The sequence below is a fragment of the Glycomyces tritici genome (assembly GCF_030403505.1).
Genome location: NZ_JAUEMJ010000011.1, coordinates 74,822 through 96,940, shown reverse-complemented (window position 1 = coordinate 96,940; position 22,119 = coordinate 74,822). Strand labels below are relative to the sequence as shown.

At 71.7% G+C, this 22,119-nt stretch carries 20 protein-coding genes; 11 read left to right on the top strand and 9 right to left on the bottom strand.

Going from position 1 to position 22,119, the window contains the following annotated elements; all coding sequences use genetic code 11:
- The first annotated feature begins 15 nt into the window (after positions 1 to 15).
- The gene (locus tag QWI33_RS25480) at positions 16 to 807 is read left to right on the top strand and encodes an SDR family NAD(P)-dependent oxidoreductase (protein WP_289959658.1); all 792 of its coding nucleotides are present in this window, start codon (positions 16 to 18) and stop codon (positions 805 to 807) included.
- Positions 808 to 919: 112 nt separating this feature from the next.
- Here the strand turns inward: QWI33_RS25480 and QWI33_RS25475 are convergent, their stop codons facing one another.
- On the bottom strand, positions 920 to 1,831 hold the full coding sequence (locus QWI33_RS25475) for a peptidase inhibitor family I36 protein (protein ID WP_289959657.1): 912 nt from the start codon (positions 1,829 to 1,831) through the stop codon (positions 920 to 922).
- 244 nt (positions 1,832 to 2,075) lie between these two features.
- Here QWI33_RS25475 and QWI33_RS25470 point away from each other — a divergent pair, with 244 nt between their 5' ends.
- From QWI33_RS25470 to QWI33_RS25430, 9 genes are all read left to right on the top strand, one after another.
- On the top strand, positions 2,076 to 2,765 hold the full coding sequence (locus QWI33_RS25470) for an aspartate/glutamate racemase family protein (protein WP_289959656.1): 690 nt from the start codon (positions 2,076 to 2,078) through the stop codon (positions 2,763 to 2,765).
- Positions 2,766 to 2,838: 73 nt separating this feature from the next.
- On the top strand, positions 2,839 to 4,848 hold the full coding sequence (locus tag QWI33_RS25465; protein WP_289959655.1) for a right-handed parallel beta-helix repeat-containing protein: 2,010 nt from the start codon (positions 2,839 to 2,841) through the stop codon (positions 4,846 to 4,848).
- Positions 4,849 to 4,885: 37 nt separating this feature from the next.
- A complete protein-coding gene (locus tag QWI33_RS25460) occupies positions 4,886 to 5,386 on the top strand; it encodes a GNAT family N-acetyltransferase (RefSeq protein WP_289959654.1) in 501 nt (166 codons plus the stop codon).
- Positions 5,387 to 5,531: 145 nt separating this feature from the next.
- Positions 5,532 to 6,191 carry a DUF998 domain-containing protein gene (locus tag QWI33_RS25455; RefSeq protein ID WP_289959653.1) on the top strand — a complete coding sequence of 220 codons (660 nt, stop codon included), beginning with the start codon at positions 5,532 to 5,534 and terminating at the stop codon, positions 6,189 to 6,191.
- A 211-nt stretch (positions 6,192 to 6,402) separates the two neighbouring features.
- Positions 6,403 to 7,668, top strand: coding sequence for a wax ester/triacylglycerol synthase domain-containing protein (locus tag QWI33_RS25450; RefSeq protein WP_289959652.1), 1,266 nt, complete (start codon positions 6,403 to 6,405; stop codon positions 7,666 to 7,668).
- Positions 7,669 to 7,900: 232 nt separating this feature from the next.
- Positions 7,901 to 8,455, top strand: a complete 555-nt coding sequence (locus QWI33_RS25445; protein ID WP_289959651.1) for a hypothetical protein — start codon at positions 7,901 to 7,903, stop codon at positions 8,453 to 8,455.
- A gap of 220 nt (positions 8,456 to 8,675) precedes the next feature.
- Complete coding sequence (locus QWI33_RS25440; RefSeq protein WP_289959650.1) at positions 8,676 to 9,902, top strand: sulfotransferase family protein; 1,227 nt, start codon at positions 8,676 to 8,678, stop codon at positions 9,900 to 9,902.
- Positions 9,903 to 10,259: 357 nt separating this feature from the next.
- Positions 10,260 to 12,470: a beta-galactosidase gene (locus QWI33_RS25435; RefSeq protein ID WP_289959649.1), complete on the top strand. Its 2,211-nt coding sequence runs from the start codon at positions 10,260 to 10,262 to the stop codon at positions 12,468 to 12,470.
- Positions 12,467 to 13,537 (top strand): LacI family DNA-binding transcriptional regulator, encoded by a 1,071-nt coding sequence (locus QWI33_RS25430; RefSeq protein ID WP_289959648.1) that lies wholly within the window; start codon positions 12,467 to 12,469, stop codon positions 13,535 to 13,537. The genes QWI33_RS25435 and QWI33_RS25430 overlap by 4 nt, the downstream gene beginning before the upstream one ends.
- A 69-nt stretch (positions 13,538 to 13,606) precedes the next feature.
- Here the strand turns inward: QWI33_RS25430 and QWI33_RS25425 are convergent, their stop codons facing one another.
- From QWI33_RS25425 to QWI33_RS25390, 8 genes are read right to left on the bottom strand one after another with little or no spacing between them, the layout of a single operon-like run.
- A complete protein-coding gene (locus tag QWI33_RS25425) occupies positions 13,607 to 15,382 on the bottom strand; it encodes an acyl-CoA dehydrogenase family protein (protein WP_289959647.1) in 1,776 nt (591 codons plus the stop codon).
- Positions 15,379 to 16,377 (bottom strand): 3-oxoacyl-ACP synthase III family protein, encoded by a 999-nt coding sequence (locus QWI33_RS25420; RefSeq protein ID WP_289959646.1) that lies wholly within the window; start codon positions 16,375 to 16,377, stop codon positions 15,379 to 15,381. Before QWI33_RS25420 ends, QWI33_RS25425 begins: the two co-directional genes overlap by 4 nt.
- A 3-nt stretch (positions 16,378 to 16,380) precedes the next feature.
- Positions 16,381 to 17,331 (bottom strand): beta-ketoacyl synthase N-terminal-like domain-containing protein, encoded by a 951-nt coding sequence (locus QWI33_RS25415; RefSeq protein ID WP_289959645.1) that lies wholly within the window; start codon positions 17,329 to 17,331, stop codon positions 16,381 to 16,383.
- A complete protein-coding gene (locus tag QWI33_RS25410) occupies positions 17,331 to 18,530 on the bottom strand; it encodes a beta-ketoacyl-[acyl-carrier-protein] synthase family protein (protein WP_289959644.1) in 1,200 nt (399 codons plus the stop codon). Before QWI33_RS25410 ends, QWI33_RS25415 begins: the two co-directional genes overlap by 1 nt.
- Entirely contained in the window at positions 18,527 to 18,757 is a 231-nt protein-coding gene (locus QWI33_RS25405; RefSeq protein ID WP_289959643.1) for a phosphopantetheine-binding protein, read from the bottom strand. The genes QWI33_RS25410 and QWI33_RS25405 overlap by 4 nt, the downstream gene beginning before the upstream one ends.
- Before the next feature lie 12 nt (positions 18,758 to 18,769).
- A complete protein-coding gene (locus QWI33_RS25400) occupies positions 18,770 to 19,579 on the bottom strand; it encodes an SDR family NAD(P)-dependent oxidoreductase (protein WP_289959642.1) in 810 nt (269 codons plus the stop codon).
- Positions 19,576 to 20,304 carry an AfsA-related hotdog domain-containing protein gene (locus QWI33_RS25395; RefSeq protein ID WP_289959641.1) on the bottom strand — a complete coding sequence of 243 codons (729 nt, stop codon included), beginning with the start codon at positions 20,302 to 20,304 and terminating at the stop codon, positions 19,576 to 19,578. Before QWI33_RS25395 ends, QWI33_RS25400 begins: the two co-directional genes overlap by 4 nt.
- Positions 20,305 to 20,313: 9 nt before the next feature.
- Entirely contained in the window at positions 20,314 to 21,153 is an 840-nt protein-coding gene (locus tag QWI33_RS25390; protein WP_289959640.1) for an IclR family transcriptional regulator, read from the bottom strand.
- A 332-nt stretch (positions 21,154 to 21,485) separates the two neighbouring features.
- Here QWI33_RS25390 and QWI33_RS25385 point away from each other — a divergent pair, with 332 nt between their 5' ends.
- Positions 21,486 to 22,103 (top strand): RICIN domain-containing protein, encoded by a 618-nt coding sequence (locus tag QWI33_RS25385; RefSeq protein ID WP_289959639.1) that lies wholly within the window; start codon positions 21,486 to 21,488, stop codon positions 22,101 to 22,103.
- Positions 22,104 to 22,119: the final 16 nt, after the last annotated feature.

The window sequence follows — 22,119 nt, the reverse complement described above, 5'->3', positions numbered from 1 at the left end:
CTCAAAGGAGATTCGATGCTGCTCAAGGACAAGAACGCGATCATCTACGGCGCCGCCGGAGCGGTCGGCGGAGCGGTGGCCCGGGCGTTCGCCCGCGAAGGCGCCCGCGTTCACCTGACCGGACGCCGCCTCGGCGCCCTCGAAGCCCTCGCGAAGGGCATCGACGCCTCCGGCGGCAGCGCCCGAACCGCCGAAGTGGACGCCCTCGACGGACGCGCGATAGCCGAGCACCTGGATGCCGTCGCGGGCGAGGCCGGGACGATCGACGTCTCCTTCAACGCGATCGGCATCCCGCAGCACCACCTGCAGGGCACTCCGCTCACCGAACTGGAGGCGGAGCACTTCTCCGCTCCGATCGCGACCTACACCCGGTCGCACTTCCTCACCGGCCGGGAGGCGGCCCGCCGCATGATCGCGCAGGGCTCCGGCGTGATCCTGATGCACACGCCGACGCCGAGCGCGCTGGGCATCCCGCTGATGGGCGGCATGAGCCCGGCCTGGGCGGCGATGGAATCGCTCAACCGGCAGTTCTCCGCCGAGTGGGCCCAGCACGGCGTGCGCGCGGTGTGCCTGCGCACCACGGGAATGGAGGAGACGGGCACGATCGACGTGGTCTTCGGCCTGCACGCCGCGGCCTATGGCATCTCCACAGACGAGTTCGCCGCCATGATGTCCGACCGGACCCACCGCAAGCGGGCGACCACACTGGGGGAACTCGCCGCAGCGGCCGCGTTCCTGGCCTCCGACCGCGCCGCCGCGATCACGGGGACGGTGGCCAACCTGACCGGCGGCTTCGTCGTCGACTAACCCAGTGCCGTTCGGCCAGGCCTGGGTTCGGTCGTCAGTCCTGGCCCGGGCGTGAGCGAAGCCGCGGAGGGCCGATGGCCCTCCGCGGCTCTTTGCCTGCGTCAGCGTGGACCTAGCCGAACTGGCAGCAGATGTTGTAGCCCCTGGCGGTCCAGAAGCTCGTCGGGTTCGGGTTGCTCAGGGTGGGGTCGCCGACGCTCGGGGCCGCGGCGGTCTGGCGGCCGTTGCGCATCTCGACGTGCGTGTGGGCGCCGCCGGAGGAGCTGACGCCGCGCCAGTCCTCGACGCCGATCTTCTCGCCCACGGAGATGGTCGCGCCGACACCGACGGTCGGGTCGAGATGCAGGTAGACGACGGTCTTGTCGAGACTCGAGTTGTAGACGGCGAGGGTGGACAGGCCGCCGGAGCCCCGGGAGCCCTCGGTCATGCGGACCACGGTGCCGGAGACCGGCGCGTACACCGAGGCGCCGACGGCGTGCGCGATGTCGACGCCCTCGTGCCGGCCCGACGTGGTGGTGTAGCCGTCGAAGTACGCGGTGATGTTCGCCGACGACGAGTGGTAGACGGCGTACTCGAGGTTGGCGGTGGCGTTGCCGCTGACGCCGATGAGGTGGGCGGCGTTCTCGTTCTTCAGGTAGGCGCGGAGGTTGGCCTCCGCCCCTGGGCTGAAGTTGTCGATCGGGCCGCTGTAGCCGCTGTTGTAGAACACCGTGACGTACCGGCTGGTCCGGTTCCAGGCCGAGGCGGCGTTGTTCTTGACGCACTGCCCCTGGCCGGCGCCCGCGCTGATGAACTTGTAGCAGCCCGTGCTCGAGCCGTAGTCGCTGACGGACCCGGCGAAGTCGCTCACCGAGCCGGAGGTGTCGCTGTTGTAGTAGAGGCAGAACTCCCCGGACTCGCACACGCCGTTGCGGGCCGTCGCGGCCTGCGCGGGCAAGGCGCCGGCGACTGCTGCCGCAACGCCCATCACGGCCGCTGCGAACAGCGCGGTCAGGGCATGCCGCTTCGATCTGATCCAACTCATGACTGCTCCTTGTGGGAGGGGGTGGGAAAGGAGGTCGGGCGCTTCTCATCATGGGGTCGAACGACGTCCGGCGGGATGGACTCGAATCGCAGCGATGGCGACGCTTGGGAATCCATCCCCAGGTCGACCGGACCTTTCCAGGATCTGACAGGAATCTCCACAAGTCAAGCAACTGATGAAGGAATTCTTCATTTCAGACATCGCCGCACCCCGATGCGACCGACCGCTCGGGCACAATGGTGCGATGCGCACCATCGGGCTGATCGGCGGAATGTCCTGGGAGTCCTCGGCCGAGTACTACCGCCTCATCAACGAGGACGTCCGGGCCCGGCTCGGCGGGCAGCACAATGCCCACAGCATCATGGTCACCGTCGACTTCGCCGAGATCGAGGACATGCAGCGCGCCGGCGACTGGGAAGCCGCGGGCGAACGCCTCGCACGCGCGGCCGCCACGCTCGAACGCGCAGGCGCCGACTACATCGCCTTGTGCACCAACACGATGCACGTCGTCGCGGATCAGCTCGAATCGGCGGTGGCCGTGCCGTTCATCCACCTGGTCGACGCGACCGCCGAATCCGTCCGAGCCGCCGGGCTCACCCGTATCGGGCTGCTCGCCACGCGGTTCACGATGGAGATGGACTTCTACCGCGAACGCATGGCCGCGCACGGCGTCGAAGTCGTCGTGCCGATCGAAGCGGACCGCACACGGATCCACGACATCATCTACAACGAGCTCACCCTCGGCGTGCTCCGCGACGAGTCCCGCGAGGAGTACCGCCGGGTCATGGCCGACCTCGCCGAGCGAGGATGCCAGGGAATGATCTACGGCTGCACCGAGATCACCTTGCTCGTGGACGCCACCGACAGCCCGGTCCCCGTCTTCGACTCCACGCGGCTGCACGCGGAGCGCCTGGTCGACCTGGCGCTTGCTTGAGCGGCCCCCTCGGACATCAGCACCACGGCGATCGGTGGTGGATCGGTAAAGGGCTCGGGTTATGGTTTGCGGCGTGGAGCTACATGTCGCGAAGACCGGGTCCGATACCGCCGCCGGAACCGTTGAAGACCCGCTGCTCAGCATCGGTGCGGCCGCGGCGCTGGCGCAACCGGGCGACACCGTGCTCGTGCACGAGGGCGTGTACCGGGAGTGGGTCAATCCGCCTCGCGGCGGCACCGCCGACGCACCGATCACCTACCAGGCCGCGCCAGGAGCGGACGGCCTCTACGAGCCGGTCACCATCTCCGGCGCCGAGGTGGTCGCCGACTGGCGCCCCCACCCCGGTGCCGCGGGGGTCTGGACGGCCACGGTGCCGAACACCCTGTTCGGGGAGCGCAACCCGTATGCCGAGCGCATCGGCGGCGACTGGTTCTTCGACCAGGTCAACACCTGGCACACCGGCGAGGTGTACCTCGACGGCAAGTCCATGTACGAGTCGCTGACCCTGGACGGCGTCGAACACCCCGCAGCCACCGAAGACTCCTTCGACCAGGCGGGCTCCCTGCTCACCTGGTACTGCGAAACAGGGGACGACGCCACCACGATCTGGGCGAACTTCGGGGGCGCCGACCCCGCCGACCACGAGATCGAGATCAACGCCCGCACATTCGTCTTCTGGCCCGAGGCCACGGGAACCGACCACATCACGGTGCGCGGCTTCACCCTGACCAAGGCCGCCACGCAGTGGGCGCCGCCCACCGCGCTGCAGGAGGGCCTGATCGGCCCGCACTGGTCCAAGGGCTGGGTGATCGAGGACAACACGATCACCGACTCGAAGAACGTCGGCGTCTCCCTGGGCAAGGAGGCCGGCACCGGGCAGAACGAGTGGACCGCGAGCCCCAAGGGCGCCAAAGGCGGCACACAGCGCGAACGCGAGGTCATCCAGCGGGCACTCGCCCTGCGCGGACCCGCCGCCGGCGAGCCGCACCCGTGGGACCGGGACCACGTCGGCTCCCACACGGTGCGCCGCAACACCATCCAGGACTGCGAGCAGGCGGGCATCGTCGGACACCTCGGCGCGGCGTTCTCCCGCATCGTCGACAACCACATCGCCCGCATCCACGTGAAGCGGCAATGGCACGGCGCCGAGGTGGCCGGCATCAAACTGCACGCCGCCATCGACACCGTGATCAGCGGAAACACCATCCACCACACGCACCGGGCCCTGTGGCTCGACTGGCAGGCCCAAGGCACCCTGGTGCGGCGCAACGTCTTCTACGCCTCCACCGCCGAAGACTTCATGGTCGAGGTCTGCCACGGCCCGTACCTCGTGGACTCGAACCTGTTCCTCTCGCCGTGGTCGGTCAAGGACATGTCCACCGGCGGCGCCTACGTGCACAACTACTTCGCGGGCCGCATCGCGAACTGCACCGAGCACCAGCGGTACACCCCGTACCACCTGCCGCACGCCACGGCCGTCTACGGCGTCTCGAACATCCTCGGCGGCGACAACCGGTTCTACAACAACGTCTTCGTCGGCGACGGGGAACGTGCCGAACCGCAGGCGGAACCGGTGCTCGCGAGCTTCTGGAACGGCGCGATCGACATCGACGGCGTGCCCGGCCAGGCCACGTTCGTGCCCACCCCGGTGGGCACCTCGCAGTACGACGCATGCCCGACCCCGGAGGAGTACCCGCACGAGGACGGCAGCGCGCTGGCCGGGCCCCGGCTCCCGGTGTGGGTCGAAGGCAACCTGTACGCGGACGGCGCCGAACCGTTCCGCGCGGAACCCGCGCCCCGTGTCTTGGACACGTCGCCGGTGCGCGTCGAGGTGCACGACGCCGCAGCCGGCATCGTTCGCGTCGAGTTGAGCGACGCCATCGACCTCGTCGCACCGGTGACGACCGAGCGCCTCGGCACGAGCTACCAGGCCGAGATGGGCTACTCCAACCCCGACGGGTCCGATCTGGACCTGAGCTCGGACATCACCGGCCTCCCGCGCGGCGGGGTCGTGCCCGGGCCGTTCTCGGCGTCGGCCCCCGGCACCCGTCTGCTCACTGCGCCGGCCCCGAGACGTGGGTGACGCCGGGTCCTGGAACAGCGGTCATAGACTCGTGCCGATGAGCGAGCACACCGTCCTGGCCGACGGCGCGGTCCTGCGTCGCGCCCATCCGGAAGACCTGCCTCAGATCCTTCAGCGGATCCGCGACCTCGCGGCGTACGAGCGCGAGCCCGACGCGGTCGAGACCACCGTCGAGGACCTCGACGCGGCGCTGTTCGGACCCGATCCCGCGGTCTTCGCGCATGTCGTCGAGGCCGGCGGCCGTATCGCGGGCATCGCCGTATGGTTCCTCAACTTCTCGACCTGGACCGGGAAGCACGGCATCTACCTCGAAGACCTCTACGTCGACCCCGCCGCCCGCGGCAGCGGATACGGTGCGGCGCTCCTGCGCGAGCTCGCCCGCATATGCGAGGCCAACGGCTACCAGCGGATCGACTGGTCAGTGCTCAAATGGAACGCGCCCGCCATCGGCTTCTACGAATCGCTCGGCGCGGTGCCCATGGAGGAATGGGTCGGCTATCGGCTCAGCGACACCGGCTTGAAGACGCTCGGCGACTGACCTCGCGTTGCGCTTGGAAGCCAACCGGGGCTGGTGACCTGGACGGCGCGCAACGCAATGAGGATTCGCCGCGCCACCGATGAATCCGCGTGCGCCGCCTCGTCTATACGGGCAGAACCCATCCACTGCCCCAAGGAGCACACTGATGACCACCGCTACCGCAGCCCCGCCCGCCGCCTCCGCGACCGCGACCGTCCGAGGCCTGCTGGCGTGCGGCGTCGCCGCCGGACCGCTGTTCGTCGGCCTCACCCTCGTCCAAGCCGCGACCCGCGAAGGATTCGACCCCGTCGTCCATCCGCTGAGCCTGCTCAGCCTCAGCGACCTCGGCTGGATCCAGATCGCGAACTTCATCGTCTCCGGCCTGCTGGCCCTGGCCGGGGCGGTGGGACTCCGCCGCTCCCTCGGCGGCGGCCCCGCCGCGACGTGGGGACCGAGACTGTTCGGCCTGTACGGGATCGCGCTGGTGTGGGGCGGCGTCTTCGTCGCCGACCCCGCCTTCGGCTATCCCGCCGGGACCCCGGACGGCGCTCCCGCCGAGCAGAGCTGGCACAGCATCCTGCACGCGTTCGCAGCGCCCGGAGCCGGGCTCACCCTCCTCGTCGCCTGCTTCGTCTTCGCACGCCGGTTCCGCTCCGAGCGCCGGACCGCTTGGCGCGCAGTCTGCTACATCGTGCCCGCCCTGTACCTGGCGCTCACCGCGGTCACCTTCGCCGCGGCCGACTACCGGTGGATGCTCACCGGCGGCGCGCTCATCTGGCTGTGGGCGTCGGCCGTCACGCTCCAGCAGCTGCGTGCGAGCCGATAGCGATCATCGACCGCTGACCGACGACAGCGACAGGAACGAAGAAGCACCTCGGGACCCGCAGACCGGCGGGTCCCGAGGTGCTTCACAGAGCGCAGGCGACGCGATTCGAGCCGGCCGATCCGCTCGCGCAGTTCAGGTCTCACCGCGACGACTCGAGAACGGTGCGCTCTTCGCGACCGGGTTGGACCTTGTCGTCCCTTATGATCCGGTGGTGAACGAGACTGGGACAGCAGCGGCACGCGCGGCCGGCAAGCGGGCCTCGGCGCCGCGGAGGTCGATGGACCGGGCGCTGTGGGCCGCCCCGGCGCTCTCGCCGTCCACGCGGCCGCACGTGGGCATGATGCTGCACTGCATGGGCGCGCCACCGAATCTGGACCAGGTCACCGCCCACGTCTCCGCGCGGCTGGCGCTGCTCCCGGCGCTGCGGAGCCTCCCGGCCGGGTCGTCCTGGCGCATCGAGGCGGATCTGGACCTGGCGGCCCATGTGCGAGAGCACCGCCTCGCTCCGGGCCCGGCGTCGCTTGAGACGGCGGCGAGCGAGCTCATCGGCGCGCCGCTGCCGGAGCAGGGCCCCGCATGGCAGCTCCACCTGCTGCACGGCCACTCCGAGGACGGCTTCGCGCTGCTCTACCGGGTCCACCATTCGCTGCAGGACGGCGGCGGCATCCTCCACACCTTGGAGACGCTGTTCGCAGACGACACCGGGACGCCCTCCTCCGCGTACCCCGGGTTCGCTCAAAGGCCGCGGGTCTCCATGCGGGCCATGACCACCGCCGCGGGTGCGCTCCTCGGCGGGGCCCGGCGCTCCGGGATCTGGGCGTCGCACCCGGCGGGGTTCTCCGCCGAGCGGACGCACCGGTGGTGCGAGATGCCGGTCGACCTGCTCCGCCGCGCCGCTTCCGCCCGCGGCACCACCGTGAACGACGTCTACCTCGCCGCGCTCGCCCACGCCCTCACCGAAGGGACGCAGCGGTTGCCCTCGGCTCCGGTCCCGGCCGCGGTGCCGTTCCTGGTCCCGGTGAACCTGCGCCGCCCCGGCGAGGAGGACCTGCCGGGCAACCGCGTCATCCTCGCGTCCATCGCCGTCCCCGGCGGGCAGTGCACCGCCGAGGAGCGACTCGCCATGACGCCGAGCGCGACCACCGTGCTGCATTCAGCGTCCCTGCGCGAGGCCATGCGCCGGATCACGGCCCTGACCCCGGTCGTCGCGATGACCGAGGTGCTCAAAACGGTGTCGAAGCCCGCCCACGCGGCGGCGCTCGCATCCAATCTGGTGCTGCGGCGACGACTCGAGTTCCAAGGCGCGCCGGTCACCCGCGTCGCGCCGGTGATGTGGGCGCCACTCGGCGTCCCTGTGGCGACGGTGCTCCTGACCTACCGGGACACCGCGTCGGTGTGCTTCACGCTCGACCCGGCGATGCCCGGTCTCGACGATCTCCCGGCCCGCTGGCAGGCGACCGTGACGTCCTGGGCCTGAGCGCCCGCCCCGCAACGGGCCTGGCGGTACGGCAGTCCGGGGCATGGTCGGGGGTGCTCAACGGCATCGCCACCGCTCGGCAACACCCGGCCGAGCAGGACGGCCCCGCCTCAGGCACCGCCGACACCGGCAGCCAGATCGGCTCGACCCGGCGGCCGGACGGCGACAGTGGACCGCGGTGGTACGCGGCACCTATGATCGAAGGTCCGGCACCCGTCGATCGGAGACCCTCATGAACCGACTCGCGAGTCCCCCGCGGCCGAAGCCGAACCGCTCCGAATCCGCGGTCATCCTCTCCTTCTCACTGGCGGTGATCCTCCTCGCCTGCGCGGTCTTCCTGCTCGATGCCGCCGGCCCCGCCAGGGACGCTGCCGCGGAGACCCTGCTCGACGACAACGACGACTTCGGCGCGAGCTACCTCCCGCAGCTCGACGCGATCGTGAACTTCCGGTTCGTCTACCCGGCCGTCGGCTGCCTGCTCCTCGCGGCCGCGTTCACGGCCCTCGCGGTCGCCTCACGGATCGGCCCGCGCTGGTCGGTCATCGTCTTGGGCGTGTTCTGCGCCGTCGGCGCGCTCGGCCTCGTCATGGTCGCCGCACTCCGACTGATGGTCGACATCCCGATCGGCGACTACGAGTACGACGAGCTCACCTCGTGGCTGAAAGCCGGTGCGCCGTCCGGGTTCGAGTCGGCCGAGGAGATCCCTGTGCTCACGACCCTCTTCGGGCTGCCGCTCATCGGCGCGCTCCTGACCCTCGGGCACCATCGCAATCGGGAATCCGATTGAAGGCCTTCACCTGGTCGAACACTGGGTCCCCTGTGGCCGAGGGGATTCCCCTCTTCGGACCGCCGCTCGTCGGCATCCTGCTGATCAAGCGGCATCTCCGCACCGCAGACATGGCCTGAGCGCCGGTGAGGGGCTTCTTTTCGCGTCGCCGCTGTGCCAGTATCAGTGCGGCGACCATCACCACCCCTCGCGCTGTGATTCCCTCCCAAGGAGAGCCGCCATGCCACGTCCTACCCCGCTGCTGGGAGTGACCAATCGCGTCCTGAGCCTCACCCAGCGCCGCCGCAGCCCCGAGGCGCTGTGGCGCCGGCTCCTCGACGGCTGCGAGCGCGACTTCGGCCTGGTCCCCGACGGGCCCGAAGCCGAAGCGCTGCGGCAGCTCCTGATCGCCATGTACAAGGAGCCGGGACTGTCCGCAATGGGGCGCTACAGCGCCGAGCACTCCCAGGTCGGGCCGCGCCTTCGCAACGTCGCCCAGGTCGACGCGCAGCACCGAGCCGACCCCGCGATCGCCGAGGAGCCCATCGACGATCCGATCTTCATCCTCGGACTGCCTCGCACGGCCACCACCGTCACCCACCGGCTCCTCGCCGGAGCCGAGGGCTGCCGCGGCCCGCTCATGGCCGAACTGGTCTCGACCAGGACCCACTACGAGGACTGGCGGAAGGAGTCGAAGGGCATCGAGAAGGTCATCAAGCTGATGTACCGCTACGAACCCTACTTCCAGGACATCCACCCGCTCAGCGCCTTCGAGCCCGAGGAGACGTTCTTCGCCGAGGTCGCCACCAGGTTCTTCATGGGCACGGCACCGTTGAAGGGCTATCGCAGATGGATCGACGAGGCCGACGCGCTGCCGTGGTACGAGTACCTCAAGCGGGTGCTCCAGGTACTCCAGTACGGGCGGCCGCGCAAGCGCTGGGTCCTGAAGCAGCCGGCCCACCTGTGGCACCTGCCGGAGATCTTCAAGGTCTTCCCGAGCGCGACGATCGTCTGGTGCCACAGGGATCCGGTGACCGCGTTCGGGTCGACCTGCTCGATGAACGAGGCGACCTGGCGGATGCATCTGAACCCCGAGGCCGTCGACCTGCACGAGCTCGGCGACCTCTGGCTCGACCTCCTCGTCGAAGGCATCGAGGCCGACCGGACCGCCCGGGCCGGCCTCCCGCGGGAGCGGATCGTGGATGTGCCCTACCACTGGCTGACCACCGACCCCTGCAGCACGATCCCGGCGCTGTTCTCCCACCTGGGCATCGAATGGGACCCGGCATCCGACCGCCGCCTCGACGAGCACTTCGGGAAGCGCGATACGACCCGCCGCCACGAATACGACTCGAGCGCCTACGGAAAGAGCCACGACGAGGTCAACGCGGCCTTCGGCGACTACGTGCAGATGGTCCACAACCTCAACGCCGTGCAGCCGAACTGGATTCGCCGCTTCTCGAGGTGAACCCGGGCCCCTCGCGTCCCGCGCAGGGCAGCGTCTTTGATCCGATGTCCGCCCTGAGCGGACACTCGTACGCCGCCGTGACGGCGCAGCCTGCGGGCGAGCACAGGTGCCGTCCGGCGGGTGCCGCGGCCTGCCCCGAGCGTGGCGGGCAGCGAAGGCCGGCCATTTCCTGTTCCGGCCCTGGCGATCTGCCGCGCAGGCGGCAGCGCATCGAACGTTCGGGGGCCATCGGTCGTCGCCCGTGTCGATCGAGCGGTTGCGCAAACCGGAAAACGTTTTTAGCATGGGTGCATCGCGCGGACCCCGCCGCGCGCTCGACAAGACGGGTGACCTGTGAGTCCACACGACGCTTTGACGGTGACGCACCGCGACTGGGAGCTTCCGCTCGCCGCTCCGGCCATGGCCTCCGGCACGAACCACCGGATCGGTCTGACCAGCCGGTACCTGACCCGCAAGGGCGAGCCCTGGTTCCCGGTGTCCGGCGAGCTCCACTTCACCCGGGTGCCGCGGGAGTCGTGGCGGCGCCGGCTCCGGGCCATGCGCAACGGCGGCGTGAACACCGTCGCGACCTACCTCTTCTGGAACCACCACCAGCCCGAGCGCGACCAGCCTCCCTCCTTCGAAGGCGACCGCGACATCAGCGCGTTCCTCGACCTGTGCGTCGAGACCGGCCTCGAGGTGGTGCTGCGGATCGGCCCGTGGTGCCACGGCGAGGTGCGCAACGGCGGCTTCCCGGACTGGGTCCAGGAGGCCGGAGTCAGCCACCGCAGCGACGACCCCGCCTACCTCGCACTCGTCGCGCCCTGGTTCGCCGCGCTCGCCGACCAGCTCTCCGCGCACTTCGAGCCCGGCAGCCCGGTCATCGGCATCCAAGTCGAGAACGAGCTGTACGACCAGCCCGCCCACATCGCGACGTTGAAGCGCATGGCGGTCGCGGCCGGCCTGCGGGCACCACTGTGGATGGCCACCGCCTGGGGCGGCGCGGTGCTGCCGGAGGACGAGGTCCTCCCCATGTACGGCGGCTACGCGGACGGGTTCTGGACCGACGCGACCGCCCCGTGGGACGTCTCGTTCCGCGAGCACTTCTTCTTCCGCCACGTGTGGGACGACCCAGGCATCGGCGCCGACCTCCGCGCCCCGGGCCTGCCCGGTCCGGAGTCGCGCTCGCCTTCGACGGTGTTCCCGCCGGTGACCTGCGAACTGGGCGGGGGCATGGCCACCGCCTACCACCGCCGGCCCGTGCTCGACGCCGAGGACATCGCCGCGGTCGCCAACGTCAAGCTGGGCAACGGATCGGCCTGGCAGGGCTACTACATGTACGCCGGCGGCCGCAATCCCGGCCTCGGCCTGCAGGAATCCCACGCCACGGGCTACCCGAACGACCTGCCGCAGATCGACTACGACTTCCATGCCCCCATCGGCGCCGCCGGGCAGCCCACCCGGACGCACGCGCTCCTGCGCCAGCAGCACGCCTTCCTTGCGGCCGTGGGCGACCGGCTCGTCCAGATGCCCTCCACCCTGCCCGACCGCGTGCCCGCCGACGCCTTCGACGCCGAGACGCCGCGGTGGGCGATCCGCTCCGACGGCGAGTGCGGCTTCGTGTTCGTCAACCGCCGCCAGCCGCACGAGGCGCTGGGCCCGAGCGCCCCGGTCGCCTTCGCGATCACGCTCCCAGGCAGCACGCTCACCTTCCCCGACGAGCCCATCGCGATCCCGCCCGGGACCATCGCGCGGTTCCCGTTCGGCCTCCAGATCGGACGAATGCGCCTCGACTGGGCGACGGCGAACCTGCTGACGCTCCTGGACCGCCCCGGTGGCGGGCGCGTCGCGGTCCTGGCCGCGCTCCCCGGCATCAGCGCGTGGATCGCTGTCGGGGGTGCCGTGTCCGAGGCGGATCCGGATCGAGTGCGGGCATTCGAGCGCGGTCAGGACGCGGTCGTCGTGCTGCCCGCCGATCTCGCCGAGCAGGCCTGGGTGATCGACGGCGTCCTGTACACCAGCGCCGATGAACTGGACGTCGACGAGTCCGGCGTCCTCACCTGGGACCGCACCGGCGGACCCGTCGCCCGCTTCGACACCGAGCACCTGCGGTTCGACCCGCTCACCCCGGCGCCCGGCCCGGCCGCCGTCACGAGCGACCTCCATGTCGCCCTGCGCCGCCCGGCGGCCGAACCGCCGGTCGACTACGGTGCCTCGAACGGCCGGGCCTCCGCCCCTCCGCTCGAGCAGGTGTTCGCGGACGGGGCCCGCTACGACATCGCCGTTCCGGACCCGTTGCAGGACGACGACTTCGAGTTGACGATCGAATGGATCGGCGACGTCGCCGTGGCCGAGGCCGACGGCGTCCTGTTGACCGACCGGTTCTGGGATGGCACACTGTGGACGATCACTGTTCCGGCAGGGACCGCCGAGGTCACCGTGCACGTCCTGCCGCTCCACCCGCAGGCGCCGATCTGGCTCCACCCCGACGCGCGCCGGGCACTCGCCGAGACGAGCGGCCAAGGCGTCCTCCGCGCACTCGCCCGCCCGGTCCGCGCCCGCCGCCACGCCGTCGACGGGTCGTCATGAGCCCCTTCGCCTCCGACGGGAGCGACACGGCCGATCAGGAGTACTCGCGGCCCCGTCCGCGCCGCCGCCGCGAGGGCATCACCATCCGGGATGTCGCCGACACCGCCGGCGTCTCCATCGGCACCGTCTCGCGAGTGCTCAACGACCGCAACTGGGTCAGCCCCGCCACCCGCGAGAAGGTGATGGCGGCGGTCCGTGCGACCGGGTTCACCGCGAACGCCCGTGCCCGGGCACTGGTCATGCAGCGCACCAACAGCGTCGCCCTCGTGCTCGGGGCGGCGCCGACGGCACTCTTCGAGGACCCGAACTACGCCGTGATCCTGCAGGAGGCGAGCCGCGAACTCGCCGCCGCGGACCGCTCCCTGGTCTTCCTCACTGCGGCCGACGCCGCCGAGCGCGATCGGGTCGCGGCGTTCCTCCGCGCCGGCCACGTCGACGGCGTCCTGTTCGTCAGTCCCGCCGAAACCGGGCAGGACCCCCTGCTCGACCTGCTCGAGTCCCGGGCCCTGCCGGTCGTGGTCTGCGGCAACCCCTTCGCCGAGCCCCGCGAGTTCGCCCTCGTCCGCAGTGACGACGCGCCCGGCTGCGAAGCGCTCGGCCGCCACTTCCGCGACCAGGGCTATCAGCGCACGGCCGTGATCGCCGCCTATCCCGAGACCCTCTGCCCGCAGCAGCGCATCGAAGCGTTCACGCGCGGCCTCGGCCGCGATCTCGTCCACCTCGAACCGGCCGCGCGGTACTCGCAGGCGGACGGGCACGCCGCCATGGCGGCGCTCCTGGACGCCGGGCGCGAGATCGACAGTGTCTTCGCCACTTCAGACCTGCTCGCCGCCGGCGCGATCGAGGCCATCCGCACGCGCGGCCTGGGGGTGCCCGCCGACCTCGCCGTCGCGGGCTTCGACGACTCCGCGATCGCGAGGCGGACCGCGCCGGAGCTGACCACGGTCCACCAGCCCGTGGCGGCGGTCGCCCAGACCATGGTCCGCGAAGTGCTGCAGGCCATCGACGGCGCCGAGGCCACGACGCGCGTGCTTCCCACCGAGCTGGTCGTCCGCGACTCCGCCTGATCGCGGCTAGGACACTATGGACGCTAAGGGTGCGCCCTGCGCCGTTGAGGCCGAGCGGTATCCGGCCGTCTACAGGTCGGTGAAGCCGTGCTGCGCCGCGAATGCCGCGAGGTGGTCGTCGGCCGCCATGAAGGTGCCCAGGTACTCCTCGTCGAGGCCGAAGGCGTCGACGAGGTCGGCGAGGCGGGGGAGCAGGAGGTCGCAGGTGCGGTGCGCCAGGTCTTCGAGGGACTCCAGGGCGGCGCCGGTGAGGAGGCCGCATCGGGTGAGCGCCGCGGCCCGCCTTCGCGCCCAGCCGATGCCGTGCATGATCAGCAGGCGCTCCAGCGCCGCGCGGGCGTCCGGGCCGGATGCGGCCGCGGCCGCCGCGAAGTGCTCCATGAGGAGCCGTTCCGCGCGGACGGCGGCGGCTTCGGCCCCGAGTGCGAGCGCGCCGTCCCAGGCCTCGAACGGGTCGCCGTCCTTCGCGGTGACGCGCTCGGTCAGCTTGGCGCGCAGACGGTGCTCGCAGGCCCGGGCGAGGCGCAGGAAGTCGTCCGTGACTCGGATGCCTTGGGGTGCTGCGTCTTCGGGCGGCTCGAAGCCCTCGTCGCACATCGCGCGGGCGGTGTCGAAGCGGATGAGGGCGTTGTCGCCGCCTGCGCTGAGGTAGGCGTGGGCCGTGTTCTGGTGGGCGAGCAGGAGGGGCGTCCCGGCGTAGGCGAGCGCGCCGGAGCGTTCCCGGCACGTGTGCGCGACGCGTTCGGCGGTCTCGCTCGCGACCGCTTTGAGCAGCGGCAGCGTGGCGTCCACGGCCGACCAGGGCGCCCAGGTCGAGCCTGCCGCAGCGGTCGGGGCGTCCGTGCGCTGCTTGGCGTGGTTGGCGAGTGCGGTGAGGGCGTACGCGTCCGCGAGGGCGGTGAGCAGTTCGACCTGCTGGAAGCGGTGTCCGATGAGCGGGCGGTCGGCGGAGAGCGTGTCGGAGGTGAGGCGGGTGCGGGCGTACCGGACCGCGATGGCGCAGGCGGCGCGGGTGAACGCCGCGCAGCCGGCGACCATGGCGGTCCACGTGCGGGTCCCGACGCCCATGGAGCGGCTCAGCCGGGCCTCGCGTGTGCCGAGGGGATCGCTGAATCGACCGTCCGTGCCGATCGCGGCGCTGTCGGCGAGCCAGGCGTCGAACGGGAGCCGGGTGCCCGCGAACGCGACTGCGGCGTAGTCGACCGGGAGCGCCGTGACCTCCGGGGTCGGCGCGATCCGCATCCCCTCCGGACGCCCGTGGGCGCCGCCGAATCGGATCTCGAAGGCGAACACGCCGCAGTCGGCGTCGTCGACGACGAGGCGCGCGTAAACCAGTGCGGTTCTGGAGACCGAGGCCAGGCCGGCCGCGGTCGGGAACTTGACGGCGGTCGCGTCCGGGGTGCGCAGGACGAATTCGCGGGCGGCCGGGTCGTAGCGGGCTTCGGTGCGGATCGCGCGGTGGCTGCCGCTGCGGCCGGCCTCGGTCATGAGGAGGACGCCGATGTCGCCGCGTTCCTCGACCGCGGCGAGGGCCCTGACCGGGTCGGGGCTGAACTCGGCGATCCCGTTGAGGCACAGGCAGTAGTGGAGCAGCAGGGCGTGGAAGAGCACGGGGTCGCGGGTGGCGGCCCAGCCCATGAGGTCGGTGAGGCGGGTCCGGTCGGCGAGGAGCGAGGCGGCGGGACCCGCGGCCGAGGTGACGCTTCGCACCAGCTCGGACATGTGCTCGTGGGACTGCGCCGCGGTGAGCCCCTGCGGCCGGTCGAAGGCGGGCCCGGCAAAGAGGGCGCGCAGCGCGGTCTGGTCGGTGCCTCCGGTGACGAAGGCGGCGAGGTCGTCGTTCACTTCGGGGCTCCTTCTGGTGGCGGGGTGGGCCAGTGGATGAGGATCGAACCCCAGGTGAGGCCAGCGCCGATGGCCATGAGCAGGACGCGTTGCCCGGGTTTGAGCCGCCCGTCCGCGGCGGCTTCGGCGAGGGCGGTGGGGATGGACCCGGCGCCGATGTTGCCGAGGCGGTCGCCGATGACGACGACCTTCTCGAGCGGGATGCCGGCGTCCTCGGCGAACATGCGCAGCGTCCTGGGGTTCGGCTGGTGCGGCACGAGGAGGTCGATGCCGTCCACGCCGATGCGGTGCTCCGCGAGGGTCTCGGCGAGCATCATGTCGAACAGTTCGGGGAAGGCTTTGCGGATGGCCTTGGCGTCCATGGTGATCCGCTGAGCGGCGGGCTCGAAGGGACGCCGGCTGCCGCCCGCGGGGATGAGGACGGCGTCCGCGCGGGTGCCGTCTGAGCCGAGGCGAACCGACCGGATGCCCTCGCCGTCCGCCACGGGGCCGACGATGCTCGCGCCGGCGCCGTCGCCGAAGATGACGGCGGTGGAGCGGTCGCGGGGGTCGAGGAACCGCGAGTAGACCTCGACGCCGATGACGAGCGCATATCCGGCGCCGGGCCGGGCCGCGAGCCAGTCGCGGGCGAGACTCAGACCGAAGAGGTAGCCCGCGCAGGCGGCCCCGACGTCGAGGGCGACGGCGCCGCGGGCGCCCAGAAGCGCCTGGACCCGGCACGCGGTGCTGGGACCGAGTTCGTCCGGTGTGGAGGTGCCGACGACGATGAGCCCGATGTCCGCGATGCCGAGGCCGGTGCGGCGAAGCGCAGCGCGGGCGGCGTGCGCGGCGAGGTCGGAGGCGGCCTCGCCGGAAGCGGCGCGGCGGCGTTCGCGGATGCCGGTGGCGTCGAGGATCCATTGCGGCGCAACGGTGAGCGCGGCGGCCGCGGCCTCGTTGTCGATCACCGTGGCCGGGGCGTAGGCGCCCGATCCGATGATGCCCCAGTCGGCCATGGTTCACGTCCTCCCGACGATGCAGCAGGCCAGGCCCGGCCGTTCGATGCCGGTGAGCGCGAAATCCGTTCCGGGACCGGTGGTCTCGAGGACGGCGGCGAGGGCGAAGCCCATGGCGGCGGCCGAGGTGTCGCCGAGCCGCTCGTGCGCCGCCACGGTCTCGGGGAGGGCACCGAGGACCTCCCGGAGCGCTTCGGCCTCTTCGGGTCCGCCCGTGGCGGCGACGGCCCCGATGGCCTCCGGCGCCGTGCGGGCCGAGGCGAGTGCGCGCCGCACTGCGCCTTCCAGGGCGGAGGGGCCGAGCTGGGTGGCGATCGCGGTGATGCGCGGGCCCGGTTCGTCGTCGGCGACGAGGCGGAACATGACGCTCCCTTCGCCGATGGGCCGCTTGCCGCCGCTTGCGGCGTGTTCGAGCCAGGCGCGTTCGGCGGTGGCCTCTTCGGCCGCGCCGCAGAGCACCTGGTCGACCCGTCCGGAGGCGAGGAGCCGGCGGGCGTATCGCAACGCCTGCGCTCCGGCGGCGGTGCCGCCGCGGACCACCGCGTTCGGGCCGGTGATCCCGTGGCGGATCGCGACCTGCCCGGCCGCGTAGTTCATGACCGCGACCGGGAACCGGCCCGGATCGACCTGGTACGGCTTGGGTTTGGTGAGCGACTGCGCCCCGAACGCCATCATGGTCGCGAAACTGCCGGCGGTGGTGGCGAGGACGACGCCCGTGCGCGCCGGATCGCCGCCGTCGAGCAGGCGCCCGGCCGTGGCGACGGCGAACGCGGTGGCCCGGTCCATCGAGCGGACGCCCTTGGCGCCGACCTCGGCGCCGATGTCGAAGCCGGGGACCGGGACGATGCCGCCCGGAGGCAGGTCGGCGGCGTGGACGACGTCAGGCTCGCCCGCGCCCGAGAGCGCCGGGCGCGCGCCGAGCGGCGACCAGTAGGCGAAGTCCTTGATTCGCATCAGTGCCGTCCGATGAGGACGACGGCATTGGTGCCGCCGAAACCGAAGCCGTGGTTCTCGACCACGTCGAGGCGGGCCGGCCGGCCCGTGTTCGGGACGCAGTCGACCGCGCAGGCGGGGTCGGTGCGGCGGTGGTTGATCGTGGGCGGCAGGTACTGCGCCCCGATGGCGAGCGCGGAGGCGATCGCGCCGAGCGCGGACGAGGCGCCCATGGCGTGGCCGAGCATCGACTTGACCGCCGTCATCGGCGGGAGCCGGTCGCCGAACACGAGCCGCGCCGCGCTCGCCTCGTTGACGTCGTTGGCCGGCGTCCCCGTGCCGTGCGCGCAGATCGCGTCCACATCGGCCGGTTCCAGGCCCGCGTCGGCGAGCGCGAGGCCGATGCACGCGGCCACCGAGTCCCTGTCGGGCGCAACGGGGTGGAGGGCATCGCAGTTGACGGCGGCGCCGAGGACCTCGCCGTGGACGGTCGCACCGCGCTCGAGCGCCCGGTCGCGCTCCTCGAGGACGAGGACGCCCGCGCCTTCGCCCGTGATGGTCCCGGCGCGGTCGGCGTCGAAGGGCCGGCAGGCGTCCGGGGCCAGGGTCTTCACCCGGTGGAAGCCGGTGAACATGCGGCGTCCGAACGCGTCGGCGCCGCCGCAGAGCACGATGTCGGCCTCGCCGAGCCGGATCGCGTCGAGCCCGTGGGCGATGGCGTGGTTCCCCGCGGCGCAGGCCGCGGCGATGTCGATGGTCTCGGCGTGCGGCAGGTCGAGTTCGGCCGCCACCTGTGTCGATGCGGGCGTGGCGAACCTGGCAGCGGTGGCCGGATCGAACCCGCGCGGGCCGTGCCGGACGGCCTGCTCGGCCAGCCGGTCCTCGTCTGCCGCTTCGCAGTCGCTCACTCCGACGGCGATGAGGACCTCCCGGTCCGCAAGCGCCTCATGGGCTAGGCCCGCGTCGGCCAGCGCCAGCCGCGCCCCGGCGACGGCGAGCGCCGCCGAGCGGCCCACGTCCGCCGGGTCGAGCCGTTCGATCCAGTGCCGGGGATCGAAGTCGGGGATGTCGCAGGCGTGGTGGATGCGGTATCCGCTGGTGTCGAAGGCGGTCACGTCGCGCCGGCCGCTCCGGCCGGTCATGAGCGCTTCGGCGAAGGCCTCGCGTCCGGTGCCGATGGCGCTGACGGGCCCGAGACCGGTGATGACGGCCCGTCTCACGGCCCGGCCTCGGCGGCGAGGAGTTCGCGGACTTCGGCGAATGACGCGGGCGGCTCGTCCGACTCCACGCCGAGCTCGTCTTCGAGGGCGGCGGCGATCTCTGCCAGCTGCAGCGAGTCCGCGTCCAGGTCGTCGCGGAAGTCGGCCCCGTCGGCCACGTCCTCCGGAGGTACTTCGAGGACGCGGGCCACCAGTGCGCGGGCCCGGTCGATCTGGTCGGGGTTCACGGTTCCTCCGGTTCAGGCCGCGGCGCGGCCGAGGTCGAGCAGGTTGCGGGCGACGTGCGAGAGCTGGCTGGTGAGGCCGCCGTCGAGGACGAGCACCGATCCGGTGACGAAGGCGGCACCGTCGCAGCTGAGGTAGACGGCGGCGCCCGCGACGTCCTCGGGCCGGCCCCAGCGGTCCTGAGGCACCTCGCTTTGCAGGCCCAGGCGCACCTGGTCGTGGGCGGTGAAGGAGCCGGTGAGGGCGGTGTCGATCCAGCCGGGGGCGATCGCGTTGACGCGCACGCCCGAGGCGGCCCATTCGACGGCGAGGGTGTGGGTCAGGGAGATCATGGCGGCCTTGCAGACCGCGTAGAAGGACAGGCGCGGCGCGCCGCCGAGCCCGGCGATCGAGGAGACGTTCAGGACCGAGCCGGAGCCCTGGGCGGTCAGGTGCGCGCCGACGCGGCGCAGGAGCGACACGCTCGCATCGAGGTTCAGGCCGCGGACCTCCTCCCAGTCCGCGGCGGTCATGTCGAGGAACGGGCCGGTCCAGTTGAACCCGCCGGCGTTGTTCACGGCGATGTCGAGCCCGCCCAAGGCATCGACGGCCTCGCCCACCGCCGCGTCGATCCGGGCCGGGTCGGTGACGTCGCAGACGACCGGGACCCCTTGGCGGCCGAGGTCCTTGATCTCGGCGGCCACCGACTCCAGGGCGTCTCCGCCGCGGGCGAGGACGGCGACATCGGCGCCGGCTTCGGCGAGGGCGAGCGCGATCGCGCGCCCGATGCCGCGGGAGGCCCCGGTGACGAGGGCGCGCTTGCCGGTCAGAGGCTGGGTGTTCATCGCTGCTCCAGAAAGGTCGGATCGGTGGTTCGGGTGAGCACTGCGTCGGCGCGTTCGCGCTCAAGGCCGGCGAGGAGGCCGCGCTCGAAGGCCTGCGACCGGAAGCGCATGGTCATGACGCGCCGGCCGCCCTGGTGGATCTGGGCGGTCGCGTCGAGTTCGAGGACTTCCGGGCCTGACCAGGCCACGCGGTCGGCGTGCAGTTCGACCACGGCCTGCAGCGGGAACATGAAGGCCTCGAAGGCGATCTCGACCCGGTTGGACGTGAAGTCGAAGGCGCCCGGGCGCGGCAGCAGGTACTGCTCGGCCACGGCCATCGCCGTCTGGAGCCCCACTTCGACCTCGACCATGCCCGGGACGTGCGCGGTGCCGTTGTCGCGGTCCGCGAGGGGGGCGCTCTCGGGGTGGATGACGATCGCGGCCCGCCAGTGGTGGTCCGTCACCGGTTCGAGGTCGGCGATGAGGACGTTCCGCGGGTCCCGCTGGTGGACGCCCACCCGGACCGGCTCCCGGCAGAGGAAGGGGTCCGCGGTGACCGCTCCGGCCCCGGCCGCTTCGATGTCCGACCACTCCTCGGCGGTGACGCCCTGCCCGGGGACGAGGTGGGCCGGGCCGAGCGTGCGCCCCCGCAGGGCGGTCAGGGCGGCGTCGGGGGTCAGGCCGCCGACGAGCGCGGCGAATCGCGCGAAGGGACGGCCGACGACAGGGATGGTGTGCGCTGGCATGCGTTGAGGCTATGGAGGTTTCGGTACTCCCGGCGGCGACGCGGTGCAGTGTTCCGGGTCTTGGAACGGGGCCGTTCCGCCGTCCGGAACGGTCTGCGGTGAGCGGCGGTTGTGGGCGTCGGAGGCGGCTTTGGCCACCGTGCGCAGCTGGGCGACGTGCTCGCCGGGCCGGAACCCGCGGACCGGTCCGGCCAGGCCGATGGCGCCGACCGCGCGGCCGGAGGTGTCGACCAGCGGGGCGGCCACGCCCCAGAAGCCGGCCACGTGCTCCTGGTGGTCGATGGCGACGCCCCGCAGCCGCGTCTCCACCAGCGCCGCGTCCAATGCCTGCCGGGTGCCGATGCTGTGCCGGGTCAGGCGGGTCAGATGGTGCTTGCGCAGGTACTGCTCGGCGGTCGCGGGGTCGAACGCGAGCATGGCCTTGCCGGTGGCGGTGCAGTGCAGGGGGACGGCGGCGGTGGTGCGCAGCAGGATCTCGGTGAAGCGGTGCGGGTAGAGCACGTCGAGGAACCGGGCCATGTCGCCGCAGGCGGTGGCGAGGGTGACCACGTGCCCGGTCCGCGCGTACAGCTCCAGCAGGTACGGCTTGACGACCTTGCGCAGCGTCACGTCCCGCTGCGGGCCCGGGTTCGCCCAGTGCGGCCGGGAGGCGAGCTGGTAGCGGCCCTGGTCGCGGTGGACGATGCCGTTGCTCTCGAGGTCGGCGAGGAGGCGGTGCACGGTGGTCTTGGGGAGCCCGGTGCTCCGGGCCAGGTGCGAGACGCCGGCCGGTTCGCGGCCCGCGGCGAGCTCGCGGAGCAGGAGGACCAGTTTGGCGGTGACGCCGCGCGGTCTCGCAGATTCACTCACAGTGCAAGCACCTCATAGGAAGCGAAGACGGAGGCGACACTGCCTCGAGACGTCCTCATTGTCGCCGCGGCGACGGCGACATCACGCGTCGTTAGCGGATACCCGACAGTAGAAGACGGCAGTACCGTCCACATCTCACCCGATCGGGCGATTCCGCGCGCGGGCCTCGCAAGGCGCCGCGACCGCAGCCCGGACCCCGTTGACTAGATATCGATAGATCTCTATAGTTCAAATCAGTTAATTTTCGGAACTTCACCCGAACGTTTCGAAACCGGTCTGCACTCCGGCCCCCGAACCCCGCCCCCGTTCCCGCGTCCGCTAAGGAGCACCCGATGACATCGGCCGCACCCGATTGCTCGATCCTGTCCCGATGGACCCGCGGCCTGGCCGCGCTCGCGGCGGCCGTCGTGATCGCCACCGCCGCACTCGTGGCCCTCGCCCCCGACCGCGCCGAAGCGCAGCCGCCGAGCACCAGCGACTGGTACACCGTCGTCTCCCGCCACTCGGGCCTCGCGCTCGACATCCAGGGCGCCTCGACCGCGACCGGCGCGATCCTCACCCAGTACACCAACCTCGAAGCCACCAACCAGCAGTTCCGCTTCATCGACAGCGGCGGCGGCTACTACCGGATGCAGATCCGCCACTCCGGGCAGGTGCTCGACGTGTGGAACCTCAGCACCGCCGACGGCGGCACCATCGCGCAGTACACCAACGTGAACGGCAACAACCAGCAGTGGCAGGTGAACCGGAACGCCGAAGGCTACTACTCCTTCGTCAACCGCCACTCGGGCAAGGCCATCGACGTCTACAACTGGTCGACCGCCCTGGGCGCCCCGATCCGCCAGTGGGCGCCGACGGGCGCGACGAACCAGCAGTTCTCGCTCATTCCCGTGGGCGTCACCTGCGGAGCGGACACCGTCCTCGCCGACATCGACGCGGCCGCGATCTGACCGGCCGGGACCGGAC